Origin of the sequence: Vibrio crassostreae, assembly GCF_041439375.1 — a bacterium.
GTDB classification, from domain to species: Bacteria; Pseudomonadota; Gammaproteobacteria; order Enterobacterales; family Vibrionaceae; genus Vibrio; species Vibrio crassostreae_D.
Map to the genome: position 1 here is coordinate 1 of NZ_JBGONY010000003.1, position 25,807 is coordinate 25,807.

27 protein-coding genes are annotated in these 25,807 nt (G+C 43.2%); 13 read left to right on the forward strand and 14 right to left on the reverse strand.

Annotation, left to right across the window (positions count from 1 at the left end; genetic code table 11):
* Positions 1 to 234, forward strand: a 234-nt coding sequence (locus ACED45_RS02140; protein ID WP_371713242.1) for a flagellin, incomplete at its 5' end; no start/stop codon positions are given.
* A 575-nt stretch (positions 235 to 809) separates the two neighbouring features.
* Here ACED45_RS02140 and crr read toward each other — a convergent pair.
* The 5 genes from crr to cysZ all read right to left on the reverse strand — a co-directional run bounded on the left by crr (position 810) and on the right by cysZ (position 5,789).
* Positions 810 to 1,319 carry a PTS glucose transporter subunit IIA gene (gene crr / locus ACED45_RS02145; protein ID WP_004737851.1) on the reverse strand — a complete coding sequence of 170 codons (510 nt, stop codon included), beginning with the start codon at positions 1,317 to 1,319 and terminating at the stop codon, positions 810 to 812.
* A 106-nt stretch (positions 1,320 to 1,425) separates the two neighbouring features.
* Positions 1,426 to 3,150: a phosphoenolpyruvate-protein phosphotransferase PtsI gene (gene ptsI, locus ACED45_RS02150; RefSeq protein ID WP_371713243.1), complete on the reverse strand. Its 1,725-nt coding sequence runs from the start codon at positions 3,148 to 3,150 to the stop codon at positions 1,426 to 1,428.
* A gap of 136 nt (positions 3,151 to 3,286) precedes the next feature.
* The gene (locus tag ACED45_RS02155) at positions 3,287 to 3,544 is read right to left on the reverse strand and encodes an HPr family phosphocarrier protein (protein ID WP_004734263.1); all 258 of its coding nucleotides are present in this window, start codon (positions 3,542 to 3,544) and stop codon (positions 3,287 to 3,289) included.
* A gap of 302 nt (positions 3,545 to 3,846) precedes the next feature.
* A complete protein-coding gene (cysK, locus tag ACED45_RS02160; RefSeq protein ID WP_371713244.1) occupies positions 3,847 to 4,815 on the reverse strand; it encodes a cysteine synthase A in 969 nt (322 codons plus the stop codon).
* A 215-nt stretch (positions 4,816 to 5,030) separates the two neighbouring features.
* A complete protein-coding gene (cysZ, locus tag ACED45_RS02165; RefSeq protein ID WP_371713245.1) occupies positions 5,031 to 5,789 on the reverse strand; it encodes a sulfate transporter CysZ in 759 nt (252 codons plus the stop codon).
* A 229-nt stretch (positions 5,790 to 6,018) separates the two neighbouring features.
* Between cysZ and zipA the strand changes: the two genes are divergently transcribed.
* The 5 genes from zipA to cueR all read left to right on the forward strand — a co-directional run bounded on the left by zipA (position 6,019) and on the right by cueR (position 12,223).
* Entirely contained in the window at positions 6,019 to 7,062 is a 1,044-nt protein-coding gene (zipA, locus tag ACED45_RS02170) for a cell division protein ZipA (RefSeq protein ID WP_102479244.1), read from the forward strand.
* Between the two features lie 92 nt (positions 7,063 to 7,154).
* Positions 7,155 to 9,167 (forward strand): NAD-dependent DNA ligase LigA, encoded by a 2,013-nt coding sequence (gene ligA, locus ACED45_RS02175; protein WP_371713246.1) that lies wholly within the window; start codon positions 7,155 to 7,157, stop codon positions 9,165 to 9,167.
* Positions 9,168 to 9,692: 525 nt separating this feature from the next.
* Entirely contained in the window at positions 9,693 to 10,832 is a 1,140-nt protein-coding gene (locus ACED45_RS02180) for a porin (protein WP_048660875.1), read from the forward strand.
* Between the two features lie 98 nt (positions 10,833 to 10,930).
* The gene (locus ACED45_RS02185; protein WP_371713247.1) at positions 10,931 to 11,737 is read left to right on the forward strand and encodes a DUF2057 domain-containing protein; all 807 of its coding nucleotides are present in this window, start codon (positions 10,931 to 10,933) and stop codon (positions 11,735 to 11,737) included.
* A gap of 93 nt (positions 11,738 to 11,830) precedes the next feature.
* Positions 11,831 to 12,223, forward strand: coding sequence for a Cu(I)-responsive transcriptional regulator (gene cueR, locus ACED45_RS02190; RefSeq protein ID WP_048660873.1), 393 nt, complete (start codon positions 11,831 to 11,833; stop codon positions 12,221 to 12,223).
* 64 nt (positions 12,224 to 12,287) lie between these two features.
* On the opposite strand, the gene ACED45_RS02195 is transcribed toward cueR, so the two are convergent.
* The 6 genes from ACED45_RS02195 to ACED45_RS02220 all read right to left on the reverse strand — a co-directional run bounded on the left by ACED45_RS02195 (position 12,288) and on the right by ACED45_RS02220 (position 17,418).
* A complete protein-coding gene (locus ACED45_RS02195) occupies positions 12,288 to 12,467 on the reverse strand; it encodes a hypothetical protein (RefSeq protein ID WP_017061927.1) in 180 nt (59 codons plus the stop codon).
* A gap of 319 nt (positions 12,468 to 12,786) precedes the next feature.
* A complete protein-coding gene (locus ACED45_RS02200; RefSeq protein ID WP_048660872.1) occupies positions 12,787 to 13,236 on the reverse strand; it encodes an NfeD family protein in 450 nt (149 codons plus the stop codon).
* 3 nt (positions 13,237 to 13,239) lie between these two features.
* Complete coding sequence (locus ACED45_RS02205; protein ID WP_017063395.1) at positions 13,240 to 14,169, reverse strand: SPFH domain-containing protein; 930 nt, start codon at positions 14,167 to 14,169, stop codon at positions 13,240 to 13,242.
* Between the two features lie 210 nt (positions 14,170 to 14,379).
* Positions 14,380 to 15,234: a co-chaperone YbbN gene (locus tag ACED45_RS02210; protein ID WP_371713248.1), complete on the reverse strand. Its 855-nt coding sequence runs from the start codon at positions 15,232 to 15,234 to the stop codon at positions 14,380 to 14,382.
* A gap of 398 nt (positions 15,235 to 15,632) precedes the next feature.
* On the reverse strand, positions 15,633 to 16,460 hold the full coding sequence (locus ACED45_RS02215) for an SDR family oxidoreductase (RefSeq protein ID WP_123961864.1): 828 nt from the start codon (positions 16,458 to 16,460) through the stop codon (positions 15,633 to 15,635).
* A 43-nt stretch (positions 16,461 to 16,503) separates the two neighbouring features.
* Positions 16,504 to 17,418 (reverse strand): TIGR01777 family oxidoreductase, encoded by a 915-nt coding sequence (locus tag ACED45_RS02220; protein WP_048660869.1) that lies wholly within the window; start codon positions 17,416 to 17,418, stop codon positions 16,504 to 16,506.
* A gap of 288 nt (positions 17,419 to 17,706) precedes the next feature.
* Between ACED45_RS02220 and ACED45_RS02225 the strand changes: the two genes are divergently transcribed.
* The 5 genes from ACED45_RS02225 to yfcE are packed head-to-tail and all read left to right on the forward strand — an operon-like array spanning position 17,707 to position 20,569.
* Positions 17,707 to 18,441, forward strand: coding sequence for a DUF1538 domain-containing protein (locus ACED45_RS02225; RefSeq protein WP_048660868.1), 735 nt, complete (start codon positions 17,707 to 17,709; stop codon positions 18,439 to 18,441).
* Positions 18,438 to 19,232 (forward strand): DUF1538 domain-containing protein, encoded by a 795-nt coding sequence (locus tag ACED45_RS02230; protein WP_371713250.1) that lies wholly within the window; start codon positions 18,438 to 18,440, stop codon positions 19,230 to 19,232. The genes ACED45_RS02225 and ACED45_RS02230 overlap by 4 nt, the downstream gene beginning before the upstream one ends.
* Positions 19,222 to 19,572 carry a P-II family nitrogen regulator gene (locus ACED45_RS02235; RefSeq protein WP_048660866.1) on the forward strand — a complete coding sequence of 117 codons (351 nt, stop codon included), beginning with the start codon at positions 19,222 to 19,224 and terminating at the stop codon, positions 19,570 to 19,572. The genes ACED45_RS02230 and ACED45_RS02235 overlap by 11 nt, the downstream gene beginning before the upstream one ends.
* Positions 19,569 to 19,976 (forward strand): CBS domain-containing protein, encoded by a 408-nt coding sequence (locus ACED45_RS02240; RefSeq protein ID WP_048660865.1) that lies wholly within the window; start codon positions 19,569 to 19,571, stop codon positions 19,974 to 19,976. Before ACED45_RS02235 ends, ACED45_RS02240 begins: the two co-directional genes overlap by 4 nt.
* Positions 19,977 to 20,023: 47 nt before the next feature.
* A complete protein-coding gene (yfcE, locus tag ACED45_RS02245) occupies positions 20,024 to 20,569 on the forward strand; it encodes a phosphodiesterase (protein WP_371713251.1) in 546 nt (181 codons plus the stop codon).
* A gap of 25 nt (positions 20,570 to 20,594) precedes the next feature.
* On the opposite strand, the gene ACED45_RS02250 is transcribed toward yfcE, so the two are convergent.
* The 3 genes from ACED45_RS02250 to ACED45_RS02260 form a co-directional block, all read right to left on the reverse strand.
* Entirely contained in the window at positions 20,595 to 20,906 is a 312-nt protein-coding gene (locus tag ACED45_RS02250) for a SelT/SelW/SelH family protein (RefSeq protein WP_165886706.1), read from the reverse strand.
* 134 nt (positions 20,907 to 21,040) lie between these two features.
* On the reverse strand, positions 21,041 to 21,556 hold the full coding sequence (locus tag ACED45_RS02255; RefSeq protein WP_017066005.1) for a regulatory protein ToxS: 516 nt from the start codon (positions 21,554 to 21,556) through the stop codon (positions 21,041 to 21,043).
* Position 21,557: 1 nt separating this feature from the next.
* Positions 21,558 to 22,469, reverse strand: coding sequence for a transcriptional regulator (locus ACED45_RS02260; protein WP_048660862.1), 912 nt, complete (start codon positions 22,467 to 22,469; stop codon positions 21,558 to 21,560).
* 272 nt (positions 22,470 to 22,741) lie between these two features.
* On the opposite strand from ACED45_RS02260, the gene htpG reads away from it, so the two are divergent.
* Positions 22,742 to 24,646, forward strand: coding sequence for a molecular chaperone HtpG (gene htpG / locus ACED45_RS02265; protein WP_371713252.1), 1,905 nt, complete (start codon positions 22,742 to 22,744; stop codon positions 24,644 to 24,646).
* A gap of 388 nt (positions 24,647 to 25,034) precedes the next feature.
* Positions 25,035 to 25,679, forward strand: a complete 645-nt coding sequence (gene adk / locus ACED45_RS02270) for an adenylate kinase (protein WP_048660860.1) — start codon at positions 25,035 to 25,037, stop codon at positions 25,677 to 25,679.
* The last annotated feature ends 128 nt before the right edge of the window (positions 25,680 to 25,807 follow it).

Below are 25,807 nucleotides of genomic sequence, written 5' to 3' on the forward strand. Positions count from 1 at the left end.
GTAGACAGCCACCGTGCTGAGCTAGGTGCTTTCCAAAACCGTTTCGACCACGCTATCAGCAACTTAGACAACATTAACGAGAACGTTAACGCATCTAAGAGCCGTATTAAAGATACCGATTTCGCGAAAGAAACGACTCAGATGACTAAGTCTCAGATCCTTTCTCAAGCTTCAAGCTCGATTCTTGCTCAAGCGAAGCAAGCACCGAACTCGGCACTTAGCTTACTAGGTTAATCTATTGAAAGGCCACGTTGACCATAAGTACTTTTGATCATAAGCGTTAACGTTAGGCTTCCACAAATTAGCTCGTGGTGAGAGATGAGCGCTAAACAGACCCAGCTTCGGCTGGGTTTTTTATTGCCTGAAATTTGGTGAAGGTGTATTTGGAAAAGTGTAGTGCGGGTAAACAGAAGCAAAAGCGAGATTCCCTATCACGCTTTTTCCTCACTGTAGGGAATGACGACTACAGGGTGGTATTGATCTTCTATTGCTTACCTGAATCGAAGTCTTTAGTCGTCATCTCAGAATCGAGTAGAACGAGATATCAGAGAACTGCTGTTTGTTACACATCACAAGTGTAATTTGATGTATAGGCGAAATGCATTGAATAGCGCTTAATAACGTTTAGTCAAAACCTAGTTGGATAGTAGGGCGCAAACGGTCAGTGTGGTTGTGATTCTTTGAGGGAGCTTGGAGAAGAGTTTTGGTGTGATAGTCAGTATTGCTATCTGAGGTATTGAAAAAAACAGCAGGCACAAAAAACGCCACCCTTAGGTAGCGTTTTCATTAAAGCAGATAAGTAATCGAGATTACTTCGTTACTTTAAGAACTGGAGTTTCGCCAACAGTTACAGAACCAGAAAGCTTGTTCAGCTCCTTGATTTCGTCCATGTTAGAGATAACAACTGGAGTAAGCGTAGATTTCGCTTTCTCTTCTAGAAGCGCTAGGTCGAAAGTGATGATAGTGTCACCAGCTTTAACAGATTGACCTTCTTCAGCTACACGAGTGAAGCCTTCGCCTTTAAGTTCAACAGTATCGATACCGAAGTGAACGAAAAGCTCAACACCGTCGTCAGACTCGATAGAGAATGCGTGGTTAGTTTCGAAGATCTTACCGATAGTACCGTTAACTGGAGCTACCATTTTGTCGCCAGCTGGTTTGATCGCGATGCCGTCACCAACGATTTTTTCAGCGAAAACTACATCTGGCACATCTTCGATGTTTACGATTTCACCAGAAAGAGGTGCGATGATTTCGATTGCACCAGCATCAGCGCTGTCATCAGATACAAGCTTTTTCAGTTTGTCAAACAGACCCATTGTGTCATGCTCCTAACGTTTAGTTTTATTCTGTAGAATATACTATACCAATCTAACAAATTAGACGACTATTTTTAGCCGTCTAACTTTATTAAGCATTTGGCGATTACTGAGTTTTCTCAGCGATGAATTTTTCTACGCAAGCTTCAATTTCTGCAGCTGTAGGTAGAGATAGTGCTTCGTCAGCCATAGCTTTAACTTCAGCGAAGTTAGAGTTACGAATTACCTTCTTAACTTTAGGGATAGAGATACCGCTCATAGAGAACTCATCTAGACCCATACCAAGAAGAAGTAGCGTTGCACGCTCATCACCAGCAAGTTCACCACACATACCAGTCCACTTACCTTCAGCGTGTGATGCGTCGATCACTTGCTTGATTACTGTAAGAACAGCAGGAGATAGTGGGTTATATAGGTGAGAAATCATTTCGTTACCACGGTCTACCGCAAGAGTGTATTGCGTTAGGTCGTTAGTACCGATAGAGAAGAAAGATACTTCTTTCGCTAGGTGGTGTGCGATTGCAGCAGCAGCTGGAGTCTCAACCATTACGCCGATTTCGATTTCTTCATCGAAAGCTAGGCCTTCATCGCGAAGTTCAACTTTGTACTCTTCGATTGCTTTTTTCAGTTCACGGATCTCTTCAACAGAAATGATCATTGGGAACATGATACGTAGTTTACCGTGTGCAGATGCGCGTAGGATGCCACGTAGTTGGTCACGTAGGATTTCACGACGATCCAAGCTGATACGTACTGCACGCCAGCCTAGGAAAGGGTTCATCTCTTGTGGAAGGTCCATGTATGGTAGGTCTTTGTCGCCACCGATATCCATAGTACGGATAATCACTGACTCGCCTTCCATTGCTTCAGCTACTTCTTTGTAAGCAACGTATTGCTCTTCTTCAGTAGGAAGCGCGTCACGGTCCATAAATAGGAATTCAGTACGGTACAGACCAACGCCTTCACCGCCGTTACGCAGGATACCGTCACAGTCTTTTACTGTACCGATGTTGCCACAAACTTCTACACGGTGACCGTCTAGAGTTTCAGCATGCAAATCTTTTAGTTTTGCTAGTTCAGCCGCTTCTGCTTCGAAATCTGCTTTGATTTTCTTAGCTTCCGCTAATTCAGCTTCAGAAGGGTTGATGATGATCTTGTTGTTCATCGCGTCTAGCACAAGCATGTCGCCGTTCTTAACTTGCTTAGTGATATCGTTAGTACCAACGATAGCTGGAAGCTCAAGAGAACGTGCCATGATTGAAGTATGAGATGTACGACCGCCGATGTCACAAGCGAAACCAAGAACGTAGTCTAGGTTGATTTGTGCAGTTTCAGATGGCGTTAGGTCGTAAGCTACTAGGATAACTTCTTCATTGATGTCTGCTAGAGATACAATGTTGATGCCTAGAGCATTTTTAACGAAACGAGTACCGATATCACGGATATCAGTTGCACGTTCTTTTAGGTACTCATCATCAAGAGACTCTAGTGCAACAGCTTGCTCTTCGATCACAGTGTGGATCGCGTTGTCTGCGTGCATTTTGTCTTTCTTGATGAGTGCTAAAATCTCTTCTTCTAGCTCTTCATCTTCAAGCAGCATGATGTGGCCTTCAAAGATTGCTTCTTTTTCTTCGCCAAAAGTTTCAAGTGCTTTTTGCTTAACAACTTCAAGTTGCTGAGAAGATTTGTTACGAGCGTCAAAGAAACGCTGTACTTCTGCTTCAACTTGGTCGTCAGAGATAGATTGAGTGTTTAGGACAATTTCATCTTCTTGAAGTAGTAGTGCTTTACCGAAAGCAATACCAGGAGATGCTAGGATGCCTGAAATCATAGCCTTACCTTAGTTGTTCAACTGTAAACGGGAGAGTGTGTGACTTTAAGTCGTCGACTAATGTCGCGCTTATTCCTATCTATTTCGAACAAAGCCACTTTGCTATGCAAAATGGCTTTGAAAGAAGGAGACCGTATTAGTGTAGTTGATCCATAAGAGCAACTAGGTGGTCAACTGCTTGCTGAGCTTGAGGACCTTCAGCTGAAATAGTAACGTTAGTACCTTTTACTAGGCCTAAAGTTTGTAGTTTGAACAGGCTTTTCGCGCTAGCGCTTTTGCCGTTAGAAGTCACTGTGATGTCAGCGTCGAAAGATTTTGCTTCTTTAACGAACTGTGCAGCTGGACGAGTGTGAAGACCGTTTTCTGCTGTGATTTCTACTTGCTTCTCGTACATTTTATATACCCCAATTAATTTATTTTTTGTAAGTTTGTAACCAGATTAGCTTAACTGCTTTAGCCCAAATGCGCTAGAGGCTAGTACGCCATGTTCGTGTTAGAACTTAGACTGGTTATAAATTTTTATCCAGCCATGGTCGTCTTTTGTTGAGTACTCATGACTTTCAGAATTTGTTTATTGCTTCTTTTATTTTGAAGCGAAAAATAAAACAGACCCGATATTACCAAAGGTGGGGCAGGGATCAACAAAAAAGCCCCTAAACGGGGCTTTTTTGGACGAAAAATTGATTTGACCACATATTATTGTTGGTTCTCTTTTTCCGTAAAGATGCCAGCAAATAGGGCTGTACTTAGGTAACGCTCACCAGAGCTTGGTAGTACGGTAACGATAGTTTTTCCTGCAAATTCAGGTAGTTCTGCGATTCTGTTCGCAGCTACAACTGCCGCGCCAGATGAGATACCTGCAAGAATACCTTCTTCTTTCATTAGGCGTTGAGCCATCTCAATCGCTTCTTCAGAAGTTACCGATTCAACACGGTCAATAATATCTAAATCTAGGTTTCCAGGGATGAAACCTGCACCGATACCTTGAATTTTGTGTGGAGCTGGCTTGATTTCTTCGCCTGCAAGCGCTTGTGCAATGACTGGAGACTCAGCTGGTTCAACTGCTACTGAAGTAATCGCTTTGCCTTTTTCACCTTTAATGTAACGACTTGTACCAGTGATAGTACCACCCGTACCAACACCCGCTACAAACACGTCGATTTCGCCGTCTGTTGCTTCCCAAATTTCAGGACCAGTCGTCTGCTCGTGAATTTGTGGGTTTGCTGGGTTATTGAATTGTTGTAGTAGTAGGTATTTACTTGGATCTGAAGCAACAATCTCTTCTGCTTTAGCTATCGCGCCGTTCATGCCTTTTGGCGCTTCAGTCAGCACTAGGTTTGCGCCAAGCGCTTTAAGCAACTTACGACGTTCTAGGCTCATTGACTCAGGCATCGTTAGTGTTAGCTTGTAACCGCGCGCTGCAGCTACGAATGCAAGAGCAACACCAGTGTTACCACTAGTCGGTTCAACAAGCTCAATACCTGGCTTCAGCGTACCTGCTTTTTCTGCTTCCCAGATCATGTTTGAACCGATACGACACTTAACACTGAAGCTTGGGTTACGAGCTTCGATCTTAGCTAGGACGTTACCTTTGCTTACTTTGTTAAGGCGGACTAGAGGTGTGTTACCAATCGTTAGGGGGTTGTCTTCGTAGATCTTGCTCATGCGATATTCCTTCATTTAATGACAGAACTAAACGTAGTATATCAATCACTTTACCGTCTAGTGTCTTTCGATGTTTGTTCAGCTTGAATTTAGATTAAACAAGTTGAAAAAAAGGTAAAAGGATTAAAAAGTTATATCATATAGATATGTAGCAGAATTCACGCCTATCTTTATTGAAATCAGAACTTCAAAAAGATAGGCGAAACTAAGAAGGGTTATAGACGTGAGCGTAGGGCTTGGTCTTTAAACTCAGCAACCCACATTGCTGTTGCGCCACAAACGGCAACGGGCATTACAATCAGGTTTAAAATTGGAATGGTCGTGAAAACAGAAACAAGCGCACCGAAGCTGTAGCTCTTACCTTGTTTTTGTTTCAAATTGTTTCTCATGTCATCGAACTTGATTTTATGGTTATCGAATGGGTAGTCGGCGTATTGAATCGCTAACATCCATGCTGTGAAAATGAACCATAAAAACGGTGCAACGGTTTGCCCTAGTGCTGGAATTAACAAAAGTAGGAATAAACCTATCGCTTTTGGCAGAACGTAGACAAGCTTGCGCCATTCTCTCGCTAAAATACGTGGTGTATCTTTGAGTACATCCAGTAAACCATCGTCATTGACTTTTTTGCCACTGAGTAACTCTTCTACCTTTTCAGCGAGCAATCCATTAAAAGGCGCGGCAATGAAGTTCGCGAGGGTGCTAAAGAAATACGAGAAAGTGGCCAATACGGTTAACACAAGTAATGGCCATAAAATGTATGACAACCACGATAAGAAGCTTGGTAATGTACCAATCCAACCCTCAATCCAAGTGTTTAGGTTGGAGAAGATATAAAACAAAGCACCGCCAACGAGTAACACGTTCGCGATAAGTGGCATGAGTACAAACTTACGAATGCTCGGCGACAAGGCGATTTTTATTCCGAAAATAAAATAGCCAAAGCCGGAGCGGGGAACAGATTCAATAGTCATATTTAAATTAGGTCACATGTGAATTTGATTAAATAGCAAACATGTCTAGTGTACTCGACCAAAATTAAGAAAAAAAGCGTGGTGAAAATCACACCATGTAAGGAACTAATTGTATTAAGTTGTTCTAAAATAGTAGCTACTTTTGATAGAGTAGTGAGATTAGCCAAATTAAACCAACTTAGTGACAGCGTGTTTATCGCTAGTTGACTAAGAAAGCTGAGAGCGAAAAATGCAGGAATTGCGATTTGTACTCATTATTGTTGGCGCATTAGCTATCGCCGCATTATTGTTCCATGGTCTATGGACGAGTAAAAAAGAAGGGAAAGCAAAGTTTGGAGATAAGCCGCTTGGTAAGCTTGATAACGATAGCTTAGATGAAGCAGAAACTATCCCAAATCGTTCATTCGCCCCAGAAGATGATTTTGAGATAATCCGAAAAGAACGCAAAGAACCGGATTTTGCTGTTTCGCCATCTGCGACTGATCCTCTAATCGATTCAGATCCGCTTACAGCGCCACAAGTGAAAGAAGTTCACGAAGACGACATCGAATTGAATGATCTTCCTTCTTTCAGCGTTGAAGACCCAATCAAGGTTGAAAGTGAACCGGAAGAGCTTAAGGAGGAGAAGGTTATTGAGCCTGAAGTTCCAAGCTTTGAGTTGACCGACGAACAAAAAGAAAACCATGCAGGCTTTAAAGAGCAGTACGGTTCGTTTGAAGAAACTTCTGAGACGGTTGATGAGCCACTTGTTCCAAACGAAACGTTCACCCCTGGTGAGCCTGTTGTTGCGAAAGAAGTTGTTACTCCGCAAAGTGCGCCTGTTGAAGAAGCGAAGTCAGATGAAGAACTTGGTTTAGAAGTTATCGTTCTTAATGTTCACTGTGCTGGAGAGATCCCATTCGTGGGTACTGAGCTGTTCCGCAGCATGGAAAACAACGGTCTAACTTATGGTGAGATGTCTATCTACCACTGCTTTGCACAATCGAGTGACGAACCAAAAGTTATTTTCAGCGTAGCGAACATGATGCAGCCAGGTACTCTAGAACATGACGACCCTGCTGACTTCACGACTAAAGGTATTTCGTTCTTTATGACGTTACCTTGTTACGGTCAGGCTGATCAAAACTTCAATGTAATGTTGAGTGCGGCGCAGAAAATTGCTGATGATATGGGCGGAAACGTATTGGATGAGTCACGTAACTTAATGACACCAAACCGTTTATCTGATTACCGCAAGCAAATCAGAGACTTTATGACGGCATCGAACGCCTAGCCGTATTGTTTAGCCTTGTAAATAATCTATATTTATAGAAAAGGGCTCCTAAGGGAGCCCTTTTTGATATTTCAATCACGACAGAGAATGATATGAAAGAATCGATTCAAGTTACCTTAGAGCAGTTAAGAGAAACTCTGCATTATCACGCCGTTCGTTATTACGTAGAAGATAGCCATGAGATCCCTGATGTCGAGTACGATCGATTAATGCAGCAATTGCTAAAGATCGAAGAAGAGAATCCAGAGCTTGTTACGGTGGATTCACCAAGCCAACGTGTTGGCGGTCAGCCTTTAGATGGCTTCACGCAAGTGACTCACGAAATCCCAATGCTTTCTCTAGACAATGCATTCTCTGACGAAGACTTGGATGCGTTCAATAAGCGTATGTCCGATAGAGCACCAACCGCGAACCTTAAAACTTTCTGTTGCGAGCCTAAACTCGATGGCCTCGCTGTGAGCTTGCTTTACGTGAACGGGACATTAGTTCAAGCGGCGACTCGTGGTGATGGCGCAACGGGTGAAAACATCACGGAAAACGTACGTACGATTAGCTCAATTCCACTTAAGCTACAAGGCGAAGGTTGGCCAGAACGTATTGAAGTGCGTGGCGAAGTGTTTATGCCAAAAGCCGGCTTCGATAAACTGAACGAAATGGCGCTGAAGAAAGGCGAGAAAGTCTTTGTTAACCCACGTAATGCCGCTGCAGGTAGCCTGCGTCAGCTTGATTCTCGTATTACAGCGAAGCGTCCACTGGCTTTCTACGCATACAGTGTCGGTGTTGTACAAGGTGCTGAGCTATCAAATAGTCACTACCAACGCTTTTTACAGCTTAAAGGTTGGGGTCTACCTATGTGTCCTGAGACCAAGCAATTGAGCTCTCTTGAAGACGTAAAAGCCTATTACCAAGATATTATGACTCGTCGTGATGCACTAGCTTATGAAATCGACGGCGTGGTGATTAAAGTCGATGATATCGCGGCTCAAGAAGTACTTGGCTTTGTTGCTAGGGCTCCTCGTTGGGCGATTGCTTACAAATTCCCAGCGCAAGAAGAAATCACTCTGCTTAACGATGTTGAGTTCCAGGTGGGCCGTACTGGCGCTATTACGCCGGTTGCTAAACTGGAACCTATCTTCGTTGGCGGCGTGACAGTCAGCAATGCCACTTTACACAATGCCGATGAGATTGCGCGTTTAGGCGTGAAGGTAGGAGACAGCGTTATTATTCGCCGTGCAGGTGACGTTATTCCACAAATAGTGGCTGTTGTACTAGATCGTCGCCCTGAAACGGCTAGAGACATTGTTTTCCCTGATGCTTGCCCAGTATGTAGTTCTGCGGTTGAGCGTGTAGAAGGTGAAGCTGTAGCGCGTTGTACTGGCGGTTTAGTCTGTCAGGCGCAGCGTAAAGAAGCACTTAAACACTTTGTTTCTAGAAAGGCGCTAGACGTTGATGGACTGGGCGTGAAAGTTATTGAGCAGCTTGTGGACCGTGAAATGGTCGAAACACCTGCTGATTTATTTAAGCTAAGTGCTGGCGTGATTACTGTTCTTGACCGAATGGGGCCTAAATCGGCACAGAACGTCGTGAGTGCGTTGAATAAAGCTAAAGACACGACGTTAGCGCGTTTCCTCTATTCACTCGGTATTCGTGAAGTCGGTGAGGCGACAGCGATGAACTTAGCGCAACACTTTAAGACGCTGGAACTGGTTCAAGCAGCTACTCATGAACAATTAGTTGAAGTGTCAGATATTGGTGACATCGTTGCTAGCCATATCACCAGCTTCTTCTCACAAGAGAAAAACAGAGCGGTCGTCGATCAGCTGATAGAGCTAGGTGTGAATTGGCCAATCATCGAAGAAGCTGCCGATGACCAAGATCTACCATTAGAAGGTAAAGTCGTTGTGTTAACAGGCTCATTGTCGCAATTAGGTCGAAGTGAAGCTAAAGCTGCGTTACAAGCATTAGGTGCGAAAGTGACGGGTAGCGTATCGAAGAAAACGGACATCTTGTTTGCCGGTGAAGCTGCGGGTTCTAAATTAACTAAAGCACAAGATTTAGGTATCGAAATAAGAACAGAAGAAGATCTAATAGCCCTTATTTCGTAAGTAAATACAGATAAAAAAAGCTCAAAGGCACTCCTTTCAAGGGAGTGCCTTTTTTGTTTCTGATATAAAAATTAGGGCTTTTTAATTGTTGAGAATTTTGTTCCTATACGAACTCTAAAATCAGGACAGTGACGCAGCTCAACATTAATGAAATACCATTGTAGTTGTATCAAAAATGCGAGTCACTTCTATTTTTATAAGAGCGCACTCCATTCAAGTGGTTGATATTTATTGTTTTTATTGTTTTTGGTTGTGAGCTTTACAATTTATCGATCTGGATCACTAAGTACCTACTAAATTTGCACCAACTCATATTTTTTTAGGTGAAAATTAAGTTCTCATTGATCTTTTTGAGGGCGAAGTTAGTCTTAATGCCATGGATGCACACGATGTGTATAACCAGAAAGGAAATAGAGAATTCAGAGTTTAGGGTTCTCAAACAAGAAAAGGTATTTCTCTCTACGGCGGCCAACTTTAGGCGGGGAATATTCAAACAGCTATATCCATTTTTAGGAGTTTTATTCCATGGAAAACAAAATTTTCAAACGTACTCTACTAGGTGCATCTGTTGCACTTTTATCGACAGGCGTAATGGCGAAAGAAGTTGGTATCAACTCTGACTTCAACGTTGACGTTTACGGTGTTGCAGCTATCTCTCTAGTGAACTACAACACAACTGACAACAATGACTCTAGCTCTGGTTACGCAGTAGAGAACGAATCTCGTATCGGCTTCCGTGCTCACAAAGATATGTTTGAAGACGTTACTATCACAATGCAGATCGAATCTGGCTACGTAGATAGCACAGACTGGTCTCACGGTGGCGTTTCAGGTGGTGTTCTAGGTTTCCGTGATACGTTCGTTGGTGCTTCTGGCTCTTGGGGTAACCTTCGTGTGGGTCGTGTTCTTACACCACTATACGAAATCGTCGACTGGCCATTCTCTAACCCTGGTTTAGGTTCTGTATTCGATTGGGGCGGCATCAACGGTCACTACGATCGTCAATCTAACCAAGTACGTTACGATTCAGCTAAATTTGGTGGTTTCTCTTTTGCAGCTTCTGTTGGTCGTGATGATAACGACAACGGTGGCGGTGCAGCGACTCGTGATGCAAACTTTGTTGGTGCAAGTGCTAAGTACAGCTTCGAAAAAGTAACATTCATGGGTGCGGTTGAATCTGGTACTCGTGTAGTAGCGGAGACTGGTGGTGAGTATGTTGTAGCTCAAGAAGACATTAAAGATGCAAACGGCAACGTAACTACGCCTAAAGGTGAAATTTACCTAACTGATACTGTAGCTGGTTACGATGACGATACATTCGCATACATCGTAGGTTTTGAAGCTAGTCTACCAGCTGGTTTCGGTATCGCAGCAGCATATAAAGGTGAAGAGCTAGATAACGGAATCCGTAAAGTGACTCAAGATTCTTACTCAATCATTGGTCAATACTGGAATGGTCCAATCGGTTTCAAACTAGGTTACGCAGCTAACCTTGAGTCTGAAACAAATGGTTCTAAAGATGCTAACTCAGACAGCAACACTATTTCTGGTCAGCTAATGGCTGTTCATAACGGTTTCGTACCTTACCTACGTGTAGCGGGTCGTACTGTTGGTGACGCTGATACAGATATCGTAACTCGCGTTGGTCTTGAGTACGGTTTCTAAGCTAGAATCTTTAGCTTAAACAGTTAGATAAAAATCAAAACGCTGGTAAATTTTGTTTGCCAGCGTTTTTCCATAGTGAACATAAGGAATTAGTCATAATGAATAAAGTTAGTGTAGTTGTATTATCATTATTTTTGGGAGCTTGTAGTTCACTCGATTCACAAAGTAATTTTGCAGACTCAGTTGCAGATGTACAGCCAAAAGGTGGTTACATTCAAGTGACTGGACAATCTTATGTGGCTGAAAGTAAAGCTAATGTAGGGGCGGATATCCTGAAATCGTCACTTTACTTTACGTATAACAAAGAAGTAACACAGAATTCAGCTCCAGAATCTTCAATCACTATGGATGTAAGCTACTTCCAAAGTTATAAAGAGTACGAAACTGTTAGCTTTTTTGGTAAGACGATAGAGCTAGAAGAGAGACAAGTTCCAAGAGAAAGCTGCAGTGAGCACTGTACAAAGACTCAATATATTAAATTTCCATTAAGTGATGCTGACATTCAGCAATCAAGAGAAAAGAATTTAGAGTTTACGCTTGATGGACAAAACTCAACAATGAGTACAACTTTTATTGTGCCGAAAGCGTATATCGACACAATCTACAACGGTGCGAATAATCATACAGCTATTGCGGTTGCTCCTTTAGCTGCAGTGCCAGTAGCAGCAGTTTCTGCAGAGGAACCAAAAGCCTCGCAAGCACAAGAGATGGTTAACTACTGGTACGGCGAAGCAACAAAAGAAGAACAATCTGCAGTGACAGATTGGGCATTCAAGAACCGTAAGAACGCTAACCCTGCATCACTAGAAGGCTCAAAAGAAATCGAAATGGTTTCATATTGGTTTAATAAGCTAGATAGCGAAGAAAAATCTCAAACTATGATTTGGCTGTTAGAGCAAGAGTAGGCTTCTAACGTAAGTCTCTAGCTATGTTTTTCAACCGCAGTATTGTATAACAGCAGTACTGCGGTTTTTCATTTTAGGCTTACAGGTAAGATTGTGAATATTGGTGAAGTAGCGAAGCGTGTTGGTACAACAGCGAAATCCATTCGTTTTTACGAAAGTAAAGGCATGATGAGTCCTCCACATCGTTCAGAAAACGGCTATAGGCAATACGGCGAGATTCACATCGAACAGTTGGAGTTTGTACTAAGAGCTAAAATGGTTGGATTTACCCTTGATGAGTGTAAAGCACTAGTTGATTTGGCAATGAACCCCGATAGAGAAAGCTACGAGGTAAAAAAGAAGGCAACGCAGAAGTTAGACGAAATAGAGTTGAAGCTTGCTGAATTAAATAAGATGAAAGCTCAACTGCAATCTTGGGTTCATGATTGCCCTGGTGATGCTTCAACGGAATGTCCTATCTTAAACAATTTATCTGGCCGCAGTTAGGTTATGTCAGCTAAAAAGAATCGTCAGGCCGCAATTACATTACTAGCCTGACTTTAGTCTCCTATCACAGCACTTTTCCGCCGTAATGTTTACAGATCAGCAATGGTACGTGAGTGACTGCATTACCATCTGAGCATTTTACAATTGGCCCCATGTTTCCGTTACCAGGAGACTGACTGCTCGCGAGAGCACTTCCGAATGATAAGCTGAAAATAGCCGTTAGAATGATTAAAAAATGTCTCATACAAACTCCATTAGGTTTATCTCTGATTGAGATAAATGAAAGTATGGACAAGGGAAAGAAAATTTCAAAAATTGGACGGACTTAACATTTTTAATAATTATAATTAAGCGAGAGTCAGGCTAATTATTCATATATATCTTGGGCAAGAAATCTGGCTTTCTTATACCTTTTTAGCTTAATCAAACTTTTTAGCTTTACGAAATAAGAACTTATTTTTTTTTCAATTCAATCTATCGCAATGATAATTCGAATATTATTAAGGTTCAAAAATAGAAAAAGCCTGCATTTATTGAAAATGCAGGCTCCATATAGCACTTGATTATAAAGGTTCTATTATTAGAACTATTCCGTCTAAAGCGACAATCTTAATTTCGGTGCCAGATGGAATATCTTGACTCGCCTTTGCAGACCAAGAAGAGTCACCGAACTTAATTCGACAGCTACCTTTCTTTACGTCTTCACTTAGAATAACGGTTTGACCTACCAGTTGCTTTTCTCTTTGGTTTAACTCTCGCCCTGCATCCGATTGCTTGTCATTCGAGAGTTGTCTTCTCCACCACAACCAAGTCGTGATAAGTGAGAAGCTTGCAAAGGACAGCCATTGCATCTGCCAACCAATTGGTAGAGCACCCAAAAGTGCACCGACCAACATGGCAGATATGCCTATCCATAAAAAGTAACCAGCGGTTCCAACCAGTTCAAGTGCAAGCAGTGCTAGACCAAATGCCAGCCAGTGCCAGTGGTTTACTTGTTCTAGTAATTCGACCATAAGTTAGTCCTTACTACCTTTGTCATTCTTATGTGCAAACATCTCTGCAATACCAGCCACAGAACCCATTAGGCCTGTTGCTTCAAGCGGTAGCATGATGATCTTGCCGTTTTCTGCTTGGCCAATTGATTTCAGTGCGTCGGTGTAGCCTTGTGCAATAAAGTAATTTACAGCTTGCATGTCGCCTTGAGCAATCGCCGTCGATACCATTTCTGTCGCTTTCGCTTCTGCTTCTGCAGCACGTTCACGAGCTTCGGCTTGAAGTATTGCAGCTTGTTTTTCACCTTCCGCTTTCAGGATTTCTGACTGCTTGTGACCTTCTGCTTTTAGGATCTCTGCTTGTCTTACGCCTTCTGCTTCTAAGATATCAGCACGTTTGTTTCGTTCTGCCTTCATCTGAGCATTCATTGCAGCGGTAAGATCGGCTGGCGGTTGTACGTCTTTAATCTCAATACGCGTAACTTTTACGCCCCAAGGATTAGTTGCTTCATCGACGATGTTAAGCAATTTGGTATTGATCATGTCACGTTGGCTGAGCATTTCATCCAGCTCCATCGAGCCAAGTACAGTACGGATATTGGTGAGGGTTAAGTTACGGATCGCGTGCTCAAGGTCATTTACTTCATAAGCTGCTTTAGGGGCGTCGATAACCTGAACAAAACACACCGCATCAATAACTACGTTCGCGTTGTCTTTAGAGATGACTTCTTGTGCTGGGATGTCGAGTACACGCTCCATCATGCTGATGCGCTGTCCAACTTTATCAATAAATGGAATGATTAAGTTAAGACCCGGTTTGAGAGTATGTGTGTATCGTCCGAAGCGTTCAACGGTCCAGTTGTTGCCTTGTGGAACGGTTTTTACGCCGGCGAAAATAAATAACAGTGCGACGGCAGTAAAGACGCCAATAGTAATCAAGGTATCAATAGGCATACAAAGTCCTTTGCAAGTTTAAGTTTTTGAATGTTTATTACTCATACTGGCGCATATTTAAAGGTGGGGCAAATTTATAAATGAGAAATGGGCCATAAAACATTGATTTTATGGCCCATTGTGATGTTTTACATTCGAAAATCTAATAGGTGGATTTGCTTGAATTTAGATTTGATAGTTAACTTACGACTCAGCTGTTACAGAACCTGACTAGTAAAGCAGAGAGTACAACTGTCGACGGTATTTACTCGCAACCGCGTTACCTTGTCCAAGCGCACTCAAGATATCCATGAATTCTTTCTTCATGTCACCATCGAGAGTATTAAGATCTTTTGCTAGGAAAGACCACAGTAGATCCATTGCTTCTTCGCTACGGTTCACTTGGTGGTATTGCAGTGCTAATTCAGAGGCCGTTTTAGCATCGCTTGGGTTTTGCTGAAGAGCGGATTCTAGGGCTTGAATCTCAGGGCTGTCTGCAGCCTGTTTATGAAGTTCAAGCTTCGCAACTAAGCCTTTGTAGTAATTATCTTGGTACTCAAGAGGGATGGTTGCTAGCTGAGTTTCAGCAAGGTCAAACTGTTGTGTTTCTAACAAACACTCTGCTATCGCCAGTTTTACTTCACCTTTGCTTGTAAGCTCAGCTGGAAGTTGCTGCATTGCTGCTAGAGCTTGAGTGTGATCGCCTGCTTGCATTAACTCAAGAGTTTGGCGCAGCGCGAGTTCATCTTGACTAGGAAGGTGTTTGCTTAGCATCTCTACAATCGCGTCTAAGCTTTGAGGACCACCCAATCCATCGACAGGTTGACCGTTAACAAACAGTGCAATCGTAGGCAGTGCTTGAACACCAAACTGGCTAGCAATCGCTTGTTCTTGCTCGCAATTCAGTAGGGCTAACGTGAAAGCACCGTTGTATTGCTGAGTTAATGTTTGGAGTTCAGGAATGACTTGGGCGCTCTCTTGGCTCATTGGTGCCCAAAAATGGATGAGTACAGGGGTCTGCATCGAACCTTCTAATACTTGACGAAAGTTCTGCTCATTAAGTTCAACAATATGCGGAGATTGCATTTACGTTCCTTGAGGTTTGTTTTGTGGATACGTTGCAAATATGGGGTGAGAAGTCGGTAACTTCAAGATCTAACTCAGTTATCTCAGATAAAAAGCGCCAAAAATAGAAAAACGCCATGCTTCAATGTTGATAGAGTTGTTATCTCAACACGGAAGACACAGCGTTCTCATTGAGGTGGTCAGTGAGGTATTACTTAAGATATTCAAAACAGAATAAACAACGTAATAGCCAAACTCACACCTACCCAATTAAGGCGGTTTAAAGTCATGAAATATCCAGAAGTAGCTTCATCAATTGGGAATAATTGATGAGATAGGCTAAATCATGACATCTTATTGTTACGAATAAATTACATCGTTACATTAAAGTTTGCGACTGTGCATTCAAAGTTACTAATTTATGCTGCTTTTCTTAAAATAGGGTCTAGCAAGCGGCTTGGTAGAAGCCTTTTTAACACAGCGAATACCTTGGTTGGTGTCGTAACTCGGTACCTTAACTTCGGCTTATTCGCAGTCAGCGCATGAAAAACGGGTTCAATGCAGCTTTCAGCAGGCAGGACAAAAGCGTTGTTCGACGACTCTTTTTCAAGTCGGTCTTTTTGTTGTTGGTAAGCTTCTTGGTGGACACTGCCTTCGATGCGTATCCACTTATTAAAGGCCTTTAGGGCGTTGGCTCTAAACTGGGTATCGATAGGGCCGGGCTGAAGTAATGAAATATGTATACCGCTGCCATGTAGTTCTAAACGTAGAGTATCAGTCCAACCTTCAATAGCGAACTTTGAAGCGTTGTAAGCACCGCGATATTTCATAGCGGCGAAGCCTAACACTGAACTGTTTTGTACGATTCGGCCTTCGCCACGTTCACGCATATGCGGAAGGATCTGACAAACAAGATGGTGCCAGCCGAAGAAGTTGGTTTCGAATTGCTCTCTGAGGCCTTGAGTCGGTAAGTCTTCTAGCGCCCCCGCTTGGCCGTAAGCACCGTTGTTGAATAATCCATACAACCCGTCAGGTGCGAGTTCAATCGCAAGCTTGGCACCATTTTCAATACTTTCTTGGTTGGAAAGATCGAGTTGAATGCAGGTGAGACCTTCATCTTGAAGGCGTTGAACATCTTGTGGTTCACGACAAGATGCAATGACATGAAAGCCGCGCTTTTGAAGTGCATGGGCACATGTATAGCCAATACCTGTTGAGCAACCGGTAATAAGAATCGACTTGTTCACACTTAATCCTTTATTAGAGTCTCTATCGCTCTAGGGTAAAGAATTAGTCTTGATGTTGTAACAAGTTTTTTAATGCAGGTTCGATCCTAGAGTAACTAAAGTTGAATCCCGTTTCAGTGAGCTTCTTCGGTTTGGATCGAATGCTGTCAAATAGCAAACAAGATGATTCTCCCATCAGAAGCGACATAGCCCATTTCGGAGTGAACAAGAAATGCGGTCGGCGTAGTTGCTTGGCTAGTGTGCTGCTGAACAGTTTATTGGTGACAGGGTGCGGAGCACACATATTAAACTCCCCTTGAGCGTGAGGAATCGACAATAAGTGGTTGATGGCTCTCACCATATCAAGCATGTGAATCCAAGGCATGTATTGTTCCCCAGAGCCTAATGGGCCGCCTACTCCGAGCTTGTACGGCATAAGCATCTTCTTGAGTGCACCGCCATTTTCGCCAAGCACAATCCCTGTTCGCAATAGTATCACGCGTGTGCTTTCTGATTGTGCTCTCTTAGCTATCTCTTCCCAGTGAGCACACACTTTATGAGGAAAGCTTTCATCTTCTACTTGCAGTGATTCGTCAAACGGGTGTTGTTGTTGGTCACCATAGTAACCTACGGCTGACCCGCTAATAAAAGCTTGTGGTGGGTTGCTACTGGCCTGAATTAATTCGACCAGTTTTTCAGTGATGTGCCAGCGACTATTACAGATTCTCTCTTTTTGCTCTGTACTCCAACGCTTATCTGCAATCGGTTCACCTGCGAGGTTGACTACAACGTCAAAATCATTGAGATCACTGAGCTCATCAAGGGATTGAATGTAATGAAGATTGTTCTGGTTGAGGTGGTTTAGGTTTTGTTTCGCATTTTCAGGACTCCGCGTCAGCAATGTTACGTCGTCAGTGTTCCAACTCTTGACCAATTCAGATCCAATAAATCCAGTACCACCCGTTAACAATATCTTCATACCAATCTCCCTATTAAACATAATTATAGACACGGCTTGTTTTTAATCGCCAATCAATACGAAAAAATCACTATAACGATCAGTTGGTTTCAATAGTGTGATCCCCGAATTACGCCTTTTAAATTTAAGAATGAGTGAAATAAAATTCATTTGGCTAGGAAGTATACCGCTATCACATTTATGGGCTTTACTCGGATATGTTACCAACTGCGTAATATTTATCACATAAGGAATGATAAGGATTTGCCATGATTATTAGTAACTCATAATCAGCGACAAGGAATTGCGATGACGGCGGTGCTTGCTTTGTTTCGAGCCATGTTAGGTAGCCTGAGAGATCTATTGCCGATCGTGGCGGTGATCGCTTTTTTCCAGCTTGCAGTCTTGCAAGAGCCACTTCCTCATCTGTTATCAATTCTAACTGGCTTAGTGCTGGTGGTGTTTGGTCTGACTTTCTTTATCTTTGGCCTTGAAATGGGGTTGTTCCCGATTGGCGAATCGATGGCTCAAGCTTTTGCGCGAAAGGGCAGTGTGTTCTGGCTATTGACCTTCGCTTTCTGTTTAGGTTTTGGTACCACCATTGCCGAACCTGCGTTAACCGCAGTGGCGGCCGAAGCCGCGGAAGTGGCCGCCGAGGGAGGCGTCATCCCTAATACGTTAGATGAAATGGAAGAATATGCAGATGGTCTGCGTTTCACCGTAGCATTGTCTGTCGGTATCGCTATTTTACTTGGGGTGCTGCGAATCTTAAAAGGTTGGCCAATTCAGTACATGATCATCGGTGGCTATATTGGAGTTGTGGTGCTTACTGCATTTGCCCCGGAAAACATTATTGGGATTGCGTATGACTCTGGTGGAGTGACAACATCGACGATCACCGTTCCACTGGTGACGGCACTGGGGGTGGGGTTAGCCTCGGCGATTAAAGGACGAAATCCTATGATTGATGGCTTTGGATTGATTGCATTTGCTTCGTTGTTGCCGATGATGTTTGTCATGGTTTATGGGATGGTGGTGACATGATCAGTGTGCAGCAATTTATCGACACCTTTTTAGATACCGTGATGGATGTAATTCCGATTGCGGTGATCATCTTTGGTTTTCAGTTGGCGGTATTACGTAAGCCTGTGAACAATTTAGCTAAGGTGCTGATTGGTTTCTTTTACGTCATCCTTGGTTTGTCTCTTTTCTTGATGGGATTGGAACTTGCACTGTTTCCCTTAGGGGAGACGATGGCCATGCAACTGACCGAGCTAAGTTTCCTGACTGAGTTTAAGGTCAGCTCTGGCCTTACGTTGGCTTGGTTTGACTATTATTGGGTTTATCTTTTTGCATTCTGTATTGGTTTTAGCACCACAATCGCCGAGCCTTCGTTGATTGCTGTGGCAATTAAGGCGAATCAAGTCTCGGGCGGCAGTATCAGTGTTAATGGGCTGAGAATCGCCGTGGCATTGGGTGTCGCTATTGGTATCTCGCTTGGAAGCTATCGGATTGTTGCTGGAGACCCGATCCATTACTACATCATTTTTGGTTATGTCGTCGTGGTCATTCAAACCTTTTACGCCCCAAAACTCATTATTCCATTGGCCTATGACTCGGGCGGTGTAACCACATCAACGGTGACAGTCCCTTTGGTGACAGCGCTCGGGCTTGGGCTTGCTTCAACCGTACCAGGAAGAAACCCTGTCATTGATGGTTTTGGATTGATCGCTTTTGCCAGCTTATTTCCCATTATTTCAGTGATGAGCTATGCCCAAATAACACAATGGTTAAACCGTTTACACACCTCTAAGGAGAGCAAAGATGCGCTTTAAACTTATCTTAGCGTTTGTAGAAGAGAGCAAGACAGACAGTGTGCTCGATGCCGCGCGTGATGCGGGCGCAACCGGAGCAACCGTGATTAATAATGCCAGAGGGCAGGGCTTAAACCAAAAAACCACCTTCTTTGGCTTAACGTTAGAGGTGCAAAAAGATGTGTTGCTGTTTGTCGTCGAGGAGCATCTAGCAAGGCATATTCTCGAAAGAATTAGTGACGTGGGTGAGTTTGACCAAGAATCGGGACAAGGTATAGCAGTGCAGATTGATGTCGAAGATGCAGTCGGGGTTGCACACCAGGTCGAGACATTAACTAAGGTTGTGGAGGATGAACTATGAATACCAATGACAAGATTCGAGTCAGTGACGTAATGGCCAACACCTATGTGATTATTGATGGGCTAACTACAGTGTTAGAAGCGATAGAGATGGCTAAGAAGCATAAAGTGAAAGCCATCATTGTCGATAAGCGCCACGAAGATGACGAATACGGCATCGTATTGATGAATGATATTGCTAAGAAAGTACTGGCTAAGAACCGTTCTCCGAAGCGAACCAATGTTTATGAGATCATGACCAAGCCAGCGCTAAGCGTGTCTGCTGAGATGAACGTAAAATACTGCGCTCGCCTATTTGAACGCTTTGGTATCAGTCGTGCGCCAGTCGTTTGTGACAACAAGATAGTCGGTATGGTTAGTTACAATAATATCGTAATCAACGGTATGGCGAGAGATGACGTGTAGCATTTTGATACGTACAATAGGCTGATAAATTTTATGGAGAAGTACGTGTGAAATTATTTTTTGCTTCAGACCTACACGGTTCGCTGCCAGCAACAGAAAAAGTATTAGAGCTATACCAAGCCTCTGGTGCACAATATTTGGTTCTATTGGGTGATATTCTGAATCATGGTCCAAGAAACCCGATCCCAGAGGGATACAACCCGCCGGCGGTTGCAGATAAGTTGAATGCGTTTTCTCAAGAGATCATTGCCGTTCGTGGTAACTGCGATAGCGAAGTGGATCAGATGTTGTTGGCTTTTCCAATGATGATGGATTACTCGTGGGTGCTATTAGAATCAGGCCAACGTATCTTCTTAACCCATGGTCATTTGTACAATACCAATAAACGCCCTGCGCTGAAGGCAGGCGATATTATTGCACACGGCCATACCCATATTCCTGTCGCCGAATACCAAAATGACATCTTTATCTTTAATCCTAGCTCGGTGACATTCCCACGAGAGGGACACGCGGCGAGCTATGGCATCTATGAAAACAATACCTTCAAAGTCATTAGCCTTGAAGGTGATGCTCTCGTGAGTGGCCAGCTTTAAACCATTGGATCGGCGGTAAAAGGGCTTATTTTGAGTCTACGTGGCCGAGGTCTCTGTCTGGAGCAATGATGTTTCGCACTCTTTGCTTCAGAACTTTCGCCTCAGGAAAGCCGCCATCTGCTTTTCTTTCCCAGATTTGCACACCATTGCAAAAGATTTCGAACCTGCCTCCTGTGTCTGGATGTAAACTGACTTGTTCAATTTCTTCACTGAAGGTATGCAGTAGCTCTTGGCATAGCCAACTAGAACGAAGCATCCAATTGCATTGACGGCAATAGTGTATGGTGATTGTTGCTTTAGCGATAGGGGAAGCTGTTTGATCTGACTCTGTACTCATGGGTAATCCTTTTAAATGCGAGTAAATTCTTAATACCAATATCACTGCATCAATGAAAAAACAGATGCTAAGGGTAATAAAAAAGGAGCATCATGCTCCTTTTTTATTACTATGCCGTAAAGAGCTATTCGATTTTAGTTCGAAAACAATACGGTAGAACCATGATTTAAGCTAGTCAGTAACAGTGCCTTCGGGTTAACAATGTCTATGCGGCGGCTTTGCTCTGCGTCCATCTTAATGACTTGAGTGATAAGCTCTAGTTGCTCTTCTGAAAAGTCTTGGCGCTGAGCCGAAGTCACATCTTTAAACTCCGTTGGCGAAACCAGTAAGTAGTTGTCGTTAATATCCCACTGACCCGTTTCAGAGATGTTGATGACATTCGCAGGCTCAGTTTGATTACCGTAAAGTCTAACCACTGACATTCTCAAATATGTACCATTTGGCAGGTACTTCGCATTCGATGATAGTTCAACTCTACGAAGTGGGCCGATTGAGTCAGCTTGCTTGTTATCGCTAATCAGCGTCACCATCTTAGATTGCCATTCATGCTGAGTGAGCAAGCGCTCTACTTTTGCATCGCTGCCCCAATACAACCAACCACTCAAAAATGCAGATAGAACCAGTAAAATAATCGATACTTTTAATTTCATGTTACTGACCACCGTTACAAATGTCGTTTACATCCGACTGGTTTGCGTAAATTCTTAGAGTTACATTTTCGCTTGAGTATTCTTGCGGGTGAATGTAGTTGAGGGCAAGGTTATTGGTTTGCCCACCTGTTGCAATCACTTCAGTCGGCTTTAGCATGCCAGTGTGATTCGTGTTGTAACGTAATACACACTTCTCTATCGCTGGCAGCCAACTGCTAAGATCTGGGTGGTTAATCGGTGATTGAACCTTTACGCCATCTATTTCAGCCAATGTTTTGAACTCGGACTCTGCCGGGTTGGTAAACGTCAAAACGAGAATCGGCATGATGAAGGCGGCAAGCAGTAACCAAAATGTTAGCCACTTATTGGTGTTTTTAGCGGGAGCCGTAACAGGAGCGGTTGCTGGTTCTAGTTCTACCTTGGTCTCTTGAACTTTTGCAATTGGCTCTGATTCAACCGTTTCAGTGATCGTTTCTTCAGTCGCTGCAGGCGTTGCAAACGTCAAGATAGGTTCTACGTCATTTTCGGTAATTTCAGCAGCTACTGGCTGATCATTTGATGAAAGTGGGGCAGAGCGCTCAACGGTTGCAATAAATTGATAACCGCGTTTAGGCACGGTCTTTACGAATTCTGGAGATTTGGTCGAATCTTTCAGCATCTTTCTTAGTGTCGATACTGCTTGCGTTAAGCTAGAGTCATCAACCTCAAAGCCTTGGTCTCGCCAAACATACTCGTGTAATTCATTACGAGTGATAACTTCATTGGGTCTTTCTGACAGCATCAGGAGAATGCGGCTTTCATTGCTGCCAAGGCGTACGACTTCGCCGTCGCTCATTTGGTCAACAAGTGAGTTGCTGTTTGGATCGAAGACAAACCGCTGTGCGAGAATAAACTTTGTGCCGATATTGCTCATTGAATTCTTCTACTTTTGGATGATTTGGGGTGCGAAATAGACAAATCTCAGGTGAAGTTCAGTTAATTCTTCACCAAATCATGGCTTCTTTTATGTTCTTTTATATTTATCAGACTCAAGGATAATAAAAACAGATCAAAAAAACAGTGTTTTTATGATTTTTGACCTTGAATTTACATTTGTCATCCTCATGTTAATGAACATAAGAGTGGCATCAAGTGTTACTCCCCCTATGGTTATTCAACATAAAGTATAGATGTTTTGGAGTAAAAATGAGCGAAACGGCAACGCAAAATAAAGAGACTCGTGGCTTTCAATCTGAAGTAAAACAACTACTTCATCTAATGATTCACTCACTGTATTCAAATAAGGAAATCTTCCTACGTGAGCTGATCTCTAACGCATCTGACGCGGCTGACAAGCTTCGTTTTCAAGCTCTATCTAATGGTGACCTTTACCAAGGTGATGCTGATTTAGGTGTGAAACTTTCATTCAATGCTGAAGCAAACACCTTAACGATTTCTGATAACGGTATCGGCATGAGCCGTGACAACGTTATTGAGCATTTAGGTACGATTGCTAAATCAGGTACAGCAGACTTTTTCTCAAAGCTATCTGAAGACCAAAGCAAAGACTCTCAATTGATTGGTCAATTTGGTGTGGGTTTCTATTCTGCGTTCATCGTTGCTGACGCGGTAACGGTTCGCACTCGTGCGGCTGGCCTAGCAAACAATGAAGCCGTTCAATGGCACTCTGCTGGCGAAGGCGATTACACCATCGAAGACATCACTAAAGAATCTCGCGGTACTGACATCATTCTGCATATGCGTGAAGACGGTAAAGAGTTCTTAAACGAATGGCGCCTGCGTGAAGTGATTGGTAAGTACTCTGATCACATCGGTATCCCTGTTTCTATCTTCACAGCCGTGAAAGATGACGAAGGTAAAGACACCGAAGAGAAGCATTGGGAACAGATTAACAAGGCGCAAGCGCTTTGGACTCGTAACAAATCTGATATCGAGAAAGAAGAGTATCAAGAGTTCTACAAGCACGTATCTCACGACTTTGCTGATCCACTGACGTGGAGCCACAACAAGGTTGAAGGTAAGAACGACTACACAAGCTTGCTTTACATCCCAGCGAAAGCACCTTGGGACATGATGAACCGTGACCACAAGAGTGGCTTGAAACTTTACGTGCAGCGTGTATTCATCATGGATGACGCAGAGCAGTTCATGCCATCTTACATGCGTTTCGTTCGCGGTCTGATCGACTCAAACGATCTGCCATTGAACGTGTCTCGTGAAATCCTGCAAGACAACAAGGTAACTCAGTCTCTTCGTGGCGCATGTACCAAGCGTGTACTAACTATGCTTGAGCGCATGGCAAAGAATGACAATGACAAGTACCTAGAGTTTTGGAAAGAGTTCGGCCTAGTATTGAAGGAAGGCCCAGCTGAAGACATGGCGAACAAAGAGAAGATCGCTGGTCTACTCCGTTTCTCGTCAACGGAAGTGGATTCTGCTGAACAAACCATCAGCCTTGAATCTTACGTTGAACGCATGAAAGAAGGCCAAGATAAGATTTACTACCTAACAGCGGATAGCTACGCTGCAGCTAAGAACAGCCCACACTTGGAGCAGTTCAAAGCGAAAGGTATTGAAGTGGTTCTAATGTACGATCGCATTGATGAGTACGTAATGAACTATCTAACTGAGTTTGATGGCAAACAATTCCAATCGATCACAAAAGCAGGCTTAGATCTAAGCAAGTTTGAAGGTGAAGAAGAGAAAGAGAAGCAGAAAGAGACTGAAGAAGAGTTCAAGTCTGTTGTAGAGCGCACTCAATCTTACCTAGGTGGTCGTGTTAAAGAAGTTCGTACGACCTTCAAGCTAGCAACAACACCTGCGGTTGTAGTAACGGACGACTTCGAAATGGGCACGCAAATGGCTAAGCTTCTTGAAGCTGCTGGTCAAGCTGCGCCTGAAGTGAAGTACATCTTCGAGATTAACCCTGAGCACGCTCTGGTTAAACAGATGGCCGATGAAGCAGACGAGCAAGCGTTTGGTCGTTGGGTTGAGTTGCTACTTGGGCAAGCGATGCTGGCTGAAAAGGGCTCAATGGAAGATCCGTCACAATTCTTGGGTGCAATCAACGAGCTACTGACAAAGCGTTAGTCTTTCGACTTTAGGTTAAGCCCAAAATTGTAATAAAAAGCTCGCAAATGCGGGCTTTTTTTATGAACGTCGCTGAAAATCCATTAAACGTGGTCAACGTCACCGTTATCGTCACAACAAATGTTGTCGATACATTCTTTAGTCGTAAATTCAGCCTAATTGAATATTAATGTGATAGAATGCTCGACCTAATCAGCTGGAGCTAGGAACTAATTCCTTCCAGTTGTATGATTTTTAAACGTTATACCGAAACTTACCGTTTTGCTTCTGTTTACAGTTTTGCTTAACCTCAGCTGTTACCTAACTTTTCCTGTTTATCTTAAATATGAACGAGGAAGGTGGGATAGTGAGCTTCGGTATAAATCATAATTTTATAAGAGGATTAAACATGCGCATCATTCTTCTAGGTGCTCCTGGCGCGGGTAAAGGTACTCAAGCTAACTTCATCATGAACAAATTTGGTATCCCTCAAATTTCAACTGGTGACATGCTACGTGCTGCTATCAAAGCGGGTACTGAGCTTGGTAAGCAAGCAAAATCAGTAATCGACGCTGGTCAGCTAGTTTCTGATGAAATTATCCTTGGTCTTATCAAAGAGCGTATCGCTCAAGATGACTGTGAGAAAGGTTTCCTACTAGACGGTTTCCCACGCACAATCCCACAAGCTGATGGCCTAAAAGAAATGGGCATCGCTGTTGATTACGTTGTTGAATTCGACGTAGCTGACGATGTGATTGTTGAGCGTATGGCTGGTCGTCGTGCTCACCTTCCTTCAGGCCGTACATACCACACTGTGTACAACCCGCCTAAAGAAGAAGGCAAAGATGACGTAACTGGCGAAGAGCTAGTTGTACGTGATGACGACAAAGAAGAAACCGTTCGTGCACGTCTAGGCGTATACCACGATCAAACAGCTCCGCTGATCTCTTACTACGGTAAAGAAGCTGAAGCAGGCAACACTCAGTACCTTAAGTTTGACGGTACTAAGCAAGTTGCTGAAGTTAGTGCAGAACTTGAGAAAGCACTAGCATAATTGGCTAACAGCCAGTTTTAGAATTTGATATATTGGAAGCGACCTTAAGGGTCGCTTTTTTTGTTTCAGTTTTTAGTACGATACCAATCTAGATAATTCGATTACACACCATTCAAGATGAAACCGTT

Excerpts from the sequence above, each read along its gene's own strand:
- crr (WP_004737851.1), bottom strand. The coding sequence starts at position 1,319 with ATGGGTCTGTTTGACAAACTGAAAAAGCTTGTATCTGATGACAGCGCT.
- ptsI (WP_371713243.1), bottom strand. The coding sequence starts at position 3,150 with ATGATTTCAGGCATCCTAGCATCTCCTGGTATTGCTTTCGGTAAAGCA.
- ACED45_RS02155 (WP_004734263.1), bottom strand. The coding sequence starts at position 3,544 with ATGTACGAGAAGCAAGTAGAAATCACAGCAGAAAACGGTCTTCACACT.
- cysK (WP_371713244.1), bottom strand. The coding sequence starts at position 4,815 with ATGAGCAAGATCTACGAAGACAACCCCCTAACGATTGGTAACACACCT.
- cysZ (WP_371713245.1), bottom strand. The coding sequence starts at position 5,789 with ATGACTATTGAATCTGTTCCCCGCTCCGGCTTTGGCTATTTTATTTTC.
- zipA (WP_102479244.1), top strand. The coding sequence starts at position 6,019 with ATGCAGGAATTGCGATTTGTACTCATTATTGTTGGCGCATTAGCTATC.
- ligA (WP_371713246.1), top strand. The coding sequence starts at position 7,155 with ATGAAAGAATCGATTCAAGTTACCTTAGAGCAGTTAAGAGAAACTCTG.
- ACED45_RS02180 (WP_048660875.1), top strand. The coding sequence starts at position 9,693 with ATGGAAAACAAAATTTTCAAACGTACTCTACTAGGTGCATCTGTTGCA.
- ACED45_RS02185 (WP_371713247.1), top strand. The coding sequence starts at position 10,931 with ATGAATAAAGTTAGTGTAGTTGTATTATCATTATTTTTGGGAGCTTGT.
- ACED45_RS02195 (WP_017061927.1), bottom strand. The coding sequence starts at position 12,467 with ATGAGACATTTTTTAATCATTCTAACGGCTATTTTCAGCTTATCATTC.
- ACED45_RS02200 (WP_048660872.1), bottom strand. The coding sequence starts at position 13,236 with ATGGTCGAATTACTAGAACAAGTAAACCACTGGCACTGGCTGGCATTT.
- ACED45_RS02205 (WP_017063395.1), bottom strand. The coding sequence starts at position 14,169 with ATGCCTATTGATACCTTGATTACTATTGGCGTCTTTACTGCCGTCGCA.
- ACED45_RS02210 (WP_371713248.1), bottom strand. The coding sequence starts at position 15,234 with ATGCAATCTCCGCATATTGTTGAACTTAATGAGCAGAACTTTCGTCAA.
- ACED45_RS02220 (WP_048660869.1), bottom strand. The coding sequence starts at position 17,418 with ATGAAGATATTGTTAACGGGTGGTACTGGATTTATTGGATCTGAATTG.
- ACED45_RS02225 (WP_048660868.1), top strand. The coding sequence starts at position 17,707 with ATGACGGCGGTGCTTGCTTTGTTTCGAGCCATGTTAGGTAGCCTGAGA.
- ACED45_RS02230 (WP_371713250.1), top strand. The coding sequence starts at position 18,438 with ATGATCAGTGTGCAGCAATTTATCGACACCTTTTTAGATACCGTGATG.
- ACED45_RS02235 (WP_048660866.1), top strand. The coding sequence starts at position 19,222 with ATGCGCTTTAAACTTATCTTAGCGTTTGTAGAAGAGAGCAAGACAGAC.
- ACED45_RS02240 (WP_048660865.1), top strand. The coding sequence starts at position 19,569 with ATGAATACCAATGACAAGATTCGAGTCAGTGACGTAATGGCCAACACC.
- ACED45_RS02250 (WP_165886706.1), bottom strand. The coding sequence starts at position 20,906 with ATGAGTACAGAGTCAGATCAAACAGCTTCCCCTATCGCTAAAGCAACA.
- ACED45_RS02255 (WP_017066005.1), bottom strand. The coding sequence starts at position 21,556 with ATGAAATTAAAAGTATCGATTATTTTACTGGTTCTATCTGCATTTTTG.
- ACED45_RS02260 (WP_048660862.1), bottom strand. The coding sequence starts at position 22,469 with ATGAGCAATATCGGCACAAAGTTTATTCTCGCACAGCGGTTTGTCTTC.
- htpG (WP_371713252.1), top strand. The coding sequence starts at position 22,742 with ATGAGCGAAACGGCAACGCAAAATAAAGAGACTCGTGGCTTTCAATCT.
- adk (WP_048660860.1), top strand. The coding sequence starts at position 25,035 with ATGCGCATCATTCTTCTAGGTGCTCCTGGCGCGGGTAAAGGTACTCAA.